Below are 11,579 nucleotides of genomic sequence, written 5' to 3' on the forward strand. Positions count from 1 at the left end.
AGTGTTGTATAGAATTTATTACAACACTTTTTTAGTAAAATGAATTATTATTGAATTTTAATACATCTAATAGCTGCTCCAATTTGAATTGCAGAGGCATCATAATTAATAGATCCACTATCAAACAATGAAACATTAACCCTTGTTTGAGAGCCTATACTGCCAGAGCTAACTTCTGATGTTGCCCAAGTAGAAGTTCCAGCGGCTAAAGTTGGCCCACCAAAAGCATTTACATATCCATTTGGTAAACCATTAAAACCATAAATATTTGTTCCGTTTCCGGAAGTTGAAGACCAGCCTGAAGTTGATTTTAATACTGTTGCTTCTTCTCCTGTGTGTCCTTGGTTTGTTAAATAATCTTCCAGTTCTTCAAAATCTTCAACAGTAGGAATGCGCCAACCTTCTGGAGCTAAATTCCCTGTTTCGATGGCGAAATGATTATACATTCCTCCGTAGTAATCAAATGGTAGTTCTTCATCAAAATCATTGTTCAAATCTGATGTGTCTGCCCATTGATAAAAAGGATCTTGATTGTTTAGGTTCATCCAATCGTTTCCAAATAGAGCAAAAGTGTATTCTGTAATTGGAGTTCCATCATTATATTTTGTGGTTTTTAAGTTTTCTGCCATCCAAATTTGGTTTCCAATTTTAACAGTTGAATATGTGTTTCCATCTGCATCTGTAACTGTTTCTGTGCCTAATGTAATTGTGTCAACATCATCGTTAGAGCAATTAACAAATAAAAAGGAAATAAAAATGTATAATGGTAATTGTATAATTTTTTTCATATAAATAGATTTTTTATAAGATGTATTAATTTGTTAATAGTTGCGTTAAAATTAAAACAAACTGACCTGTAATTTTAACAAGTCAGTTTTAATAGAATTACATATTACAATTTAATAATTATTCAACATTATAAGTAATTAAACTACCACATTCTGTCGATCCAATTATTCTGTAGTAATCTATTGCTCTGTCGTTTCCATCGATCTCTAATGAATAGGTATTGTCGCAATACACTGTTATAAATCTTCTTTGTGTGAGTGCATCGTTTCCGTTTGTGCTTTCTTGATCGTAATCAAAATAATAGCGTCCATCTGCTAATTTACCCCAAGTGCCATTAGAAGTTACAACATCTGCATATCTGTCTAAAAAGGTCCCGTCAGATTTAAATTCTAATATGATATCAGAATCTTCTCTTACATTTTGGTACCATATATTTTTGTATGTCCATTCTGTTCCTGTCCATTCATCTATAACAGATTCTAATCTTTCATCAATATATAATTGCCATGTTCCAACAACTTTAGTATTGTCTAATTGTTGTGGTTCGATAGAATCGTCTTTTTCGCAACTCGTAAAAGAAAATGCAAGTAATAAAATAAGTAGTAAGTTTTTCATAGCTTTTTTTTTGTTACTCAAATTAAATAAATCTTTGATAAAATAACATCACGTCTATACGTGAAAATGTTAATTTCATTACTAAAAATGAGAAATAATTAATTGTTGGATATTTTTATAGCTTCCATAAGTAAAGATATTTTTTTGTATTTAGATTCTTTAATATTAAATGTAATATACATTCGTCTTAGACTTGATCCAATACCATCTATACTCATAAATGCCTTTTCTGCTATTTGTTTATTTGGAATTACTGGGTCGTCTAGTAAAATATTAAGAACGGTCCAATCTGTTTTGTTTAATTCCTGGTTAATAGAGGCCTCTATTTTATTTTTAACTAATTCAAATTTATTAGAACTAGCAGCGATATTAGAGCTTTCTCTGGTTTTTAAACGTTCTAATTCTTCAAGTAATTGGGTTCTCTTTTTTCTATTGGCTAAGCTTTTTCTTCTTGTAAAGAATAAAATTAATGCAATTAAGGCAAGACTAAAGATAATAATTCCATAAGTTTTTTTGGAGTGATTTGACTTTAGTTGATCTTGTTTTTCTTTGTTTTTTAGTTTGGTTTGATAGAGTTTATCATCAAATTCTTTTTGGATGGCATCTTTAATAATAACTATGTTGTTTTTTTCTGTATTAAGACTATCATTATATATTACATATTTTTCGTGCATTGTAAGAGATGCATTGTAGTTGTTTTTAGCTTTATAACATCTATATAATAAATAATACAAATTTACTTTTAGTTCATTTTTTGTATCCTTATTAATTAATGATAAGATTTCTTCTGCTTTTTTTGTAGCGCTATCTAAATTAGTATCTAGGTCTAAACCTGCTTTAAAGGTTAAGTGTTGTATAAGTTTAGATTTGTTTTGAATCGTTTTATCTATTTCTAAGCATTTATAGATATAGTCTAAAGCTTTGTCGGTTTGATTTAGTTTTAAATGAGATTTTGCTAAAAGATAATAACAATCTGCAGTAGAAAATTGATCGTTATTTTCAAGTAAAATAATTAATGCTTCTTTGGCTTTAGTAATTGCATTATTATATTTTTTTTGATTATAATAAACAGAACCAATATGAGATTGAGTTGTTCCTGTTCTTTTTCTTAATCCAATACTTTTATTAATTGCTAAGGATTTTTCTAAATAATTTAGAGCTATGTCGTTGTTTTCTAACTTAAAATGAATTAGACCTAAGTTATTTAACATTCTTGCTTCTCCCTTTACGATACCATTTTCTTGAAAAATCTCTAATGTTTTACTAAAGTACCTAACTGCTTCTTGATATTTGCGTTCCTCACCATAAATATTTCCCATATTACCGTAAATGGTTGCCAAAGCATTAGAGTCGTCTAAATCTTTATAGATTTCAATAGTTTTATTTAACTCTACCATAGATTGTTTAGTATCTCCTTTTAAATAGTAGGCATAAGATTTCTCGTTTAAAGCATTAGCTATTTCTCTTTTTGCATTTTTTTGTTTAGCTAATTCTATGTGGTAATCTGCTATGACTAAGGTGGAATCTGGTTTTGCATGTGTATTTTTTCGGTAATAAGCCATTATAGCTTGGAATCTATCAGAACTTAATGCTTTAGGGTTTTTCCATACAGATTTTAATGAATCGATATTGTTTTGAGAATAGCTTTTGTTGGGTGAACAAAAGTTTATAATAATTAAGATAAGAATTGAAGCGTATTTCTTTAACATAATTAATGTTTAGTTGTTATATTGATATATAATTAGGCTTATCTAAGGTATTAATTTATGACGACTTATTTTCTACCATTTCAATATAAATATCCTCAACAAACTCTCTTGCCCAGGTTGTTTTTCTTAAAAAGCCAATACTAGATTTCATTGTAGGGTTGTACATAAAACATCTAATATTAGTGCGTTCTCCTAAATATTCCCAACCATAATGTTCTACTAAGCGTTCTAGAAGTGGTTTTAATTTTACACGATGTAATGGATGATTTAATTCTTCTTCTGTGGCTTGTCTTCTAATTCTTTTAGGTTTTGTGTCTAAAGAATTATCTGGCTCTTTTTGATTATCAATTGGTTCGTTATTAGTGTTATTTTTTATGACCATTATTGAATACTATTTTTCTTTTGATAGCGTTTGTTTTTGAATCCTAAATATAGGATAAATCAAATGAGCTTTTTCGTAATTAGGACTATGTTTATGAAGCCATTCTAATTGTGTATACCAATTTTTAGAAAACTTAATATCTGTTGCTTTTTTAGCTTCAAATTCTGCTTTTAAATCTGGGTTTTTATTAATTAACTCTAAAGCTTTGTCTTCCCAAACATAAGGCGAAAAGCCTTCTTTTTGTTGTAAGATAGTATCAAAGAAATTCCAATTAAAAAACGAATCTGGCGCTTGTGGCTCTAAGGTTTCTAATAAATAGCGAATTCCAGTTTGATTAGTGTCTAGAATATAATCGCCTTTAACAAATGTAATGGTTTTATTAGATGTGCTAATTGTGGTATTGTAATGCTGGTAATGACCTTCATATGGTGATTTTCTGGTGTCGTAAGTTTTAATTTTATAAGCCTCAACGTTAATTACACTGTCTTTTTCTAGCGGTTTTAGTTCGATGTTATTTAGTTTTAGTAATGAAATAGCTTTATGCCAACCTTTAGGAATAATGTAGGCTTTAGGTATTGTAATTTCTAGCTTAGGTTTAAAGTGATTATTATAAGTTACAGGTTTTGTAAATGGTTTTTTAGTATCAAATTTAAGTCTGTTTTGTCCTGTTATTTTACTTGGAATAAATTCGCCTTCAAAACCTTTAAATTGTAGTGTTGTGTTTTTTGTAGTATCTACTTGCCAATCTAAAGTGTAGTTTTTAGCAGTTTTAAAATAATTAGTTTGTTTCTGTTTTAAGGCGGCAATTTCCAAATAATCAGTTTCAGAAATTTCAATCATACTTTTCATTAATTCATAAGTTCCTAAAACGCGTTGCTTGTATGGTTTTAGCATATGCGTTTCTACCATTAAGCCAAGTGTATTAAACAATGTGGTATAACCAGTAGAATAACGTGGATAATCCATGAATTGTGTAAATCCGTTTTCTGGAACTTGGTTAAATACGTTAACATAAGGTGTAATATCCCAATCTTTTTGTTGTAATTTCTCCTCTAAAGTTGGCATTAAAATATTTTGTAAATATGCGCCTTGTTGTCCGCCTAATTTATTATGCTGTGTAAATAAATGGGTTAACGTGTATTGGTAATTTGCACCATTACTAACGTGGTTATCTATAAAAAGATCTGGTTTTATTAAATGAAATAGTTTTGTGAAACTTTTTGCATTTTCAGTATCACATTTTATAAAGTCACGATTTAAATCATAATTCCTAGCATTACCCCTAAAACCATAAGATTTTGGTCCGTTTTGATTTGTTCTTGTAGAGGTGTTTCTGTTTAAACTGCCTCCAACATTATAAATTGGTATAGTTACTAATTTTGTGTGTTTTGGAGCTTCTATTTTACCTTGGGCAATATCCCTAAAAAGCATCATAGTTGCATCTATTCCATCAGATTCTCCTGGATGAATTCCATTGTTTATTAATAGAGAAATATTTTCCTTAGATTCAGTTTTAGGATTTAAACTAATATAATGTAATGGTTTTCCAGAATCTGTAGTGCCGATAGAATCTATTGTTATTTCAGTGTAAACTTTTGCTAACTGCTTGTAAAACGTTATTGTTTCTTGGTAAGTAGCAGTTTCTAAACCATTGCTTTTTTCGAAAACAGTTGTGAAATCAAAATCAGGAGTAGTTTTAGTTATTTCTTTTTTACAAGAAGTTGCTATAATTAGTAGAATAAGAATGCTTTTTTTCATCTAAAACAATTTAGTATTTAGGATAAGTAACAAATATAGTATATCCATTTGTGTATCTACTAATTAAGCGTACTTTTGCAGCTTCAAAATTAGGTGTTATGACAGAATTTATCCGAAAAATAGTTCCAAACGCAAAAGATGATGTGTTAGCAGGAATAACCGTTTCTTTAGCAATGATTCCAGAAGTGGTTGCATTTGCATTTGTAGCTCAAATAGATCCTTTAATGGCATTATCTGGTGCTTTTATAATTGGATTAATTACAGCTATTTTTGGTGGTAGACCTGGGTTAATTTCTGGTGCAGCTGGTGCAGTTGCTGTTATTTTTGTAACAATGATTGCCGATGGACATACCAAAGGAATGTTGTTAGATGTTCCTATAGAAAATATGGGCTTTTTCTATTTAATGGCTTGTGTAGTCTTAATGGGATTAATACAAGTTCTTGCAGGTGTTTTTAAATTAGGACGCTTTGTCCGTTTAATTCCGCATCCAGTAATGATGGGGTTTGTAAACGGTTTATCTATAGTTATTTTTATTGCTCAGGTAAAAATGTTTTCGCATAAATCTTTAGAGATTTCTCCTGCTGGCGTTAAAGAATACGTAAGTAGTTATATGCAAGGTTCGGAATTATATATAATGATTGGTTTAGTGTTATTGACTATGGTAATAATTTGGGGTTTACCAAAAATCACTAAAAAACTACCTGCAGCATTAACAGCTATTTTAATAACAAGTCTTATTGTTATTGGTTTTAATATAGATGTTTCTACTGTTGGTTCTTATATAATTGAAGGTGGAGGAACAGGTTTAAAAGGAGAGTTTCCAACACCAAACCTAGAACTTTGGGAAAAGTTACCATTCAATTTTGACACATTAAAGTTTATTGCATTACCTGCATTTTTAGCAGCTTCGGTTGGATTAATAGAGTCTTTAATGACTATGAATTTAGTAGATGAAATAACTGAAACTAGAGGAAACGGAAATAGAGAATGTGTAGCGCAAGGTGCTGGAAATATTGTTTCTGGTTTATTTGGTGGAACTGGTGGATGCGGAATGATTGGTCAAACTGTAATTAACGTTAATGCTGGTGGAAGAGGACGATTATCTGGAGTTATGATGGCAGTTACTTTATTGTCTTTTATTCTTTTTGCAGATCAGTTAATAGAAATGGTCCCAATTGCAGCTTTAGTTGGTGTAATGTTTATGATGGTTATAGAAACTTTTGCTTGGTCTAGTTTTAGAATTTTAAAGAAAATACCAATGTCGGATGCGGTGGTTTTAATAACAGTTTCTTTAGTTACTGTTTTTGTAGATTTAGCCGTAGCTGTATTTATTGGTGTTATTATTTCGGCTTTAGTTTTTGCTTGGGAAAATGCTAAGAAAATTAGAGCAAGAAAACGTTTTAAAGAAGATGGAACTAAGGTTTACGAAATTTGGGGACCATTGTTTTTTGGAAGTATACAAGCTTTTAATGATAAGTTTGATGTAAAAAATGATCCAGAAAGTATTGAAATAGACTTTGTAGAATCTAGAATAAGCGACCATTCTGCTTTAGAAGCGATTTCTATTTTAGTTGAAAAATACGAAACTGAAGGTAAAAAAATTGCACTTAAACATTTAAGCGAAGATTGTAAAGCTTTATTATATAAAGCAAATCCAAAATTTAAACAAGTTATAGTAAATGATATAGACGATCCGCGTTACCACTTAGCTGCTAATCCAGAGGATTTTCCAAAACCACTTGGAGAGTATAAATTTTAGATTTTATATAGTTTAGAATCAAAAAGCCTCAAAATTGAAATTCAATTTTGAGGCTTTTTGTATAGTTGTATCCTTTTGTTTTGGTTAGTTATTCTATTATTTTCTCTTTGCTTGCTCCAAACCAATTCTCAATAAAAGAATCAAATGTGAAAATTAAAACAATAATTAGAACTGTAATTCCAAAAATGATAAGTCTTCTTTTTAATGGAACTTTGTAATTTATCGGAGAGTTAATTAATCTTTTGTAAGTTTCTTTAATTGTCTCCTTATTGAAAAATAAGATTAATAATAACATTAAAAAAACAATAATTGCGTTAGCCAAAGCTGGATAAACATCTAGAAAAATAATATCAAATATTATTATGTTTACCATTATTGGAATCAATATTAATATTCCAATTAGCTTTGTTTTATTCCATAATAAAAACCAAGCGCCAAGTAGTTGAGTAAAGCCTATAAATAGAATATAAAAATAAGAATGTCCCATAAATGTCCAAGCCAATGAAAATTCGCTTGCTTCTCCTAATGTTGTATTAGCAATTTTGCTAGGCAACCTACCATTCATATAAAATTGTCCGCCAACTATTTTTGAAATAGCATAAATGTTTAAAATGATAAAAACGCATTGTCTAAGAACAAGTTCAAATACTTTTTTTAGATTCATTTCTTTCATTCTAAGAGTGTTTTCTAACGGTATTGTGTATGATTTCGTTGCGTGTTTCAGCAACTAATTTAGCAAATACAAACCAAATAGAAATCCGCTAGGATTTTCGTAAGTAGGCGTGTACTAGCAATGAATTATACATGATGTTGTAGGTAGTTTTTATCCCTTATTTTCATACCAATACCATTCTGTCAAGGTCAGATTGGAAATCAATATTTTTTTTCCAACATATAATTGTACAATTCCGATTTTCTCTCCTTTTTCCGAAATAACATTCCAATTCAGATTTGTGTCAAATTCGAGAACATCGTGTTCATTCAGTCGATTTTCGCTATTGATTTTCCACCATCCTTTTCGAATTGAATCGTTACAAATCAAAATGACTATTTGATTAATCAGAACGAGTAAAATTAGAAGCTTTATGTACTTAAATAACTTTTTCATTCAGTTTTTGGAAATTCAATTCCTAATATTTCTGCTTCTCCAATTTTTCTTGCTCCTTCGTGAATCCACCATTTTCGTCCGATATCCATATATTCATCAATCGGTTGTCTTGATAAAAACCGAACTAAAACTTCTTCAGTTTCTCCAGGCAATATCGAATCGTCTTTCTCGAATTGAATATCACCCATATACGCATATTTAAATTGTCCGTTAGGTTGATATTCGAAAACGTGATTTGGACGATATCCACTTGCAATTCCAGTTTTTCTTCCGCCTTCTTCTGTTGGAACGAGAGTTAGTTTCGCTTTTACGTGAACTAATTCAGGTGTTTCTTCAAGGTCAAAATCAGTAATACTATAATCCGTGTATTTTCCGAAAGCGTGCGTATCAAAAACTTTTCCGTAACCTAAATTCAGCCATCTTTTGTAAATCAACTTTCCATTGAAATACAAATACAGTTCATTGTCATCTTTTATTTCCTTTCGTACTATCACGGTTTCTTAAATTACCTACAACGTGTTATATAACAACTTTTATCACCGATATCCCGTAAATAACTCAGGTTATAGTAAGTTTGTTATTACTTTTAGTTTATAGTTTTTATTTAAAACGTATCATTTTGATAAGCACCTAAATCTGGACTTAGAGTTCTATCGTTATTTAAAATATCGTTAGGAACTTGTATTGCAAAAGTTGTATTTCCTTGATTTACTGCTGGAGATGTGCTATTAATAATTAATTGGTTATTAGAAGAATCTAAAAACAAAGGATCTTGGTTAAAAATCACACCATCGTATTTTGTGTTATCAGTATAGGTGTAATTATCACCAGAAAAATTAGGATTATTTACTGGAAAACGGGTTAAGCAATTAGTGAATTTAAAATTAAATACTACTGCAGGATCTTCAAATTCATCTAATAAAAATTCGGTATCATCGTTTCCGTAAATAATACAGTTGCTAAAGTTAGCTTCGGTTAAATCTGTTATTTCAATGGCGTTTGCTGTTTCTCTAAAATTATTTATTAATAATGCCGGAAACTGTCTAAAGCTATTAGACCAATAGTTTACAATAGTACTATGCGTAACGTTATATTTTCCTCCAAAAGTAGCAGCAAAAGATGCTTGACCAGAATTATTAATCACTAAATTATTTGCAGTAATAGATGTTCTTCTTCCTAAAATACCAAAAGTACTTGAGTTATAAATTTGTGTATTAGTAATGGTTAATTTATCTGTTGTTGGATTTGGATTTTCATCACTTAAAACACCAATTGTTGCGTTTTTAATGGTTGCGTAATTTATAGTGTTATTTACACTATTTTCCGACAGCCAAATAGTTCCCCATTGTCCAGGAACATTTTCGTAAATAGGCTCTAATCTATCGCTTTCAAAAATAACTTCGTTATCTAAAGTTTCTTGATCTGTGCTAAATGATCCATTTACATTTAGTGTTGCATTCTCATTTACTAAAATTCCTGAGTTTTCATGAAAATGAACTCTAGCTCCTGCATCTATAGTTAAGGTTTGTCCGTTTGGAACTGCAGCATAACCATAAATAACGTATGGTTTTTGGTTTGTAAATGTTAACTCTGAAGCTTCTAATTCTCGACCTTGAATATTGGTTTCTATAGTTTCACCATTTAAATTAATACTTAGTGTTTCTACAATATTGTCTATATCTCTATCAGGAAAAATTAAAACTGCATCTTTTACAAGAGTAACCAAATCTACATCTTGTTGCAATGTTCCAGAATCAAATAGAATTCTATCTGTGTATAAAAACTCGTTAGCAGGTAAAGGAGTTTGATTTTCATCAAACGTAGTTTCAACAAAAATAAACAAACTGTCTTTTGCTAGAATTTCAACATTACTGAAGCTTTTACCTGCTTGTCCATCTACATTTAGTCTGTATCCAGAATTTACGCCATTCTCTAAACTTACGTTTGGAATAGAAATGTCTTCGGAACTATTATTATATACTTTTAAGTTGTAAGTACTTGATCCAATATTTGCGAAAATAGTATCTAAATAGACTGTATCTTTAGAGAAGCCTAGGTTTCCGTTACTTGGAATAAATTCAAAATCTTTACGACAAGAACTCCATAATAAAAGGATTGCAAAGGTAAGTGTGAAGTATATAAAACGTTTCATTGCTAAAATTCAATTGTTATTACACAAATATAACTTTTTAGCGCAGGTTATATTGTATTAATTAAAGCAATTTAATATGTCTTCTGTAATTCTAGTTGGTTTTTTATTTTCTTTATTAAATAAACACCATGTTGTATCCGATGTAGCTAGAAGCGTTTGTGTTTCTGAATTATAAAATTCTACACATCTAATTGATCTAACACCTTTTGCAGATTTTATAAATGTTTTAACTTCAATAACATCATTCAAAAAAGCTGGTTTTTTATACGAAATGGAATGTTGGAGTAGTACCCAAAAGTAAGAATTTCTAATATGTTCTGTAATTGCTTTTTCCCAATGTGTAATTGCAATATCTTGAACCCAAGACACATATTGTATGTTGTTTACATGATGTAATTGGTCTAAATGTTCTTGTTTTACGGTAATTTGGGTTGTGTAGCTTTCCATAAAACAAAAGTAATTATAGTTTTTTTCTTTTAGCCTTTTTTTCTAAACGTCTTTGTTGACTTGCTTCTATATAATTTAATAATTTCTGTTTGTAGAAAACCTTATTGTTGCGTTTTGCAATACTATCTAAATGTTTTTGTTCTTTTATTTCTTCTGGAGTTGGTTTGTATTCATAACCATCAATATAGCAAGATAAAATTGCTCCGCCAGCTGTAATGGTTATCTCTCCAATTTCACTATCTAAAATTAAATTATTGCTATAAGTATTAGAATCATTAATTATAATTTCTTTATTACTATATCCAACATAACTAATAATTAAAGTATCTCCTTTCTTTGCTTTAAGCGTATAATTTCCATCAAAATCTGTAGAGGTTCCATTTTGTGTTCCTTTAACTAAAATTGATGCAATTGGTAATGGTAAGCCATTTTCGTCTAAAACAGTTCCTGAAATAGTTTTTGTATTTAAAATTGAATGTGCAATTTTTCCTTTAATAGTCGGGTTTTTAACAGAATCTGTTTGTATTATTTCTGTAGGAGTTTGTGCTTTAGAATCTTGTGGTACTAAACTTAAAAAGCCAAATAAACCAGAAGCTAAGAAAGACCAATAGTTATTTTTACTTTTTCTGCTTAAAACAACAGGTCTATTTAGTTGTTGGTTTTTAAAACGACCACAAATATTGTTATGCTTTAAAAAGTACTTAACAATAGACTCGTCTGTTTTAGAAGTGAAATCTACAACGGTTTTTTCGCAAACTTGGCAATGTCTACCCTTTTGGTTAGGCAACATTTTATCCCAATTTTCATGGCAAGGTTCTGGAATACTTATATTTAGTTCTGTTCTCATAATAGTTTTGTT

Annotated in this window: 11 protein-coding genes; 1 reads left to right on the plus strand and 10 read right to left on the minus strand. The window is 29.8% G+C overall.

Annotated elements, in window-relative coordinates:
- Positions 1-47: 47 nt before the first annotated feature.
- From ACFDSN_RS01230 to ACFDSN_RS01250, 5 genes are all read right to left on the minus strand, one after another.
- The gene (locus ACFDSN_RS01230; protein ID WP_375238000.1) at positions 48-788 is read right to left on the minus strand and encodes a fibrobacter succinogenes major paralogous domain-containing protein; all 741 of its coding nucleotides are present in this window, start codon (positions 786-788) and stop codon (positions 48-50) included.
- A gap of 118 nt (positions 789-906) precedes the next feature.
- On the minus strand, positions 907-1,404 hold the full coding sequence (locus ACFDSN_RS01235) for a hypothetical protein (RefSeq protein WP_375238001.1): 498 nt from the start codon (positions 1,402-1,404) through the stop codon (positions 907-909).
- Between the two features lie 98 nt (positions 1,405-1,502).
- Positions 1,503-3,113 carry a tetratricopeptide repeat protein gene (locus ACFDSN_RS01240; RefSeq protein ID WP_375238002.1) on the minus strand — a complete coding sequence of 537 codons (1,611 nt, stop codon included), beginning with the start codon at positions 3,111-3,113 and terminating at the stop codon, positions 1,503-1,505.
- Positions 3,114-3,168: 55 nt separating this feature from the next.
- Positions 3,169-3,495, minus strand: coding sequence for a VF530 family DNA-binding protein (locus tag ACFDSN_RS01245; protein ID WP_375238003.1), 327 nt, complete (start codon positions 3,493-3,495; stop codon positions 3,169-3,171).
- 9 nt (positions 3,496-3,504) lie between these two features.
- Positions 3,505-5,253 carry a M14 family metallopeptidase gene (locus ACFDSN_RS01250; RefSeq protein WP_375238004.1) on the minus strand — a complete coding sequence of 583 codons (1,749 nt, stop codon included), beginning with the start codon at positions 5,251-5,253 and terminating at the stop codon, positions 3,505-3,507.
- 98 nt (positions 5,254-5,351) lie between these two features.
- Here ACFDSN_RS01250 and ACFDSN_RS01255 point away from each other — a divergent pair, with 98 nt between their 5' ends.
- Entirely contained in the window at positions 5,352-7,013 is a 1,662-nt protein-coding gene (locus tag ACFDSN_RS01255; RefSeq protein WP_375238005.1) for a SulP family inorganic anion transporter, read from the plus strand.
- 88 nt (positions 7,014-7,101) lie between these two features.
- On the opposite strand, the gene ACFDSN_RS01260 is transcribed toward ACFDSN_RS01255, so the two are convergent.
- From ACFDSN_RS01260 to ACFDSN_RS01280, 5 genes are all read right to left on the minus strand, one after another.
- A complete protein-coding gene (locus tag ACFDSN_RS01260) occupies positions 7,102-7,677 on the minus strand; it encodes a hypothetical protein (protein WP_375238006.1) in 576 nt (191 codons plus the stop codon).
- Between the two features lie 440 nt (positions 7,678-8,117).
- On the minus strand, positions 8,118-8,615 hold the full coding sequence (locus ACFDSN_RS01265) for a hypothetical protein (protein ID WP_375238007.1): 498 nt from the start codon (positions 8,613-8,615) through the stop codon (positions 8,118-8,120).
- Between the two features lie 110 nt (positions 8,616-8,725).
- Positions 8,726-10,273 carry a hypothetical protein gene (locus ACFDSN_RS01270; protein ID WP_375238008.1) on the minus strand — a complete coding sequence of 516 codons (1,548 nt, stop codon included), beginning with the start codon at positions 10,271-10,273 and terminating at the stop codon, positions 8,726-8,728.
- A 57-nt stretch (positions 10,274-10,330) separates the two neighbouring features.
- Positions 10,331-10,720 (minus strand): acyl-CoA thioesterase, encoded by a 390-nt coding sequence (locus tag ACFDSN_RS01275; protein WP_375238009.1) that lies wholly within the window; start codon positions 10,718-10,720, stop codon positions 10,331-10,333.
- A gap of 13 nt (positions 10,721-10,733) precedes the next feature.
- On the minus strand, positions 10,734-11,579 hold an 846-nt coding region (locus ACFDSN_RS01280), incomplete at its 5' end, for a carboxypeptidase-like regulatory domain-containing protein (protein ID WP_375238010.1).

The organism is Aurantibacter sp. (assembly GCF_042094015.1).
Classification (GTDB): domain Bacteria; phylum Bacteroidota; class Bacteroidia; order Flavobacteriales; family Flavobacteriaceae; genus Aurantibacter.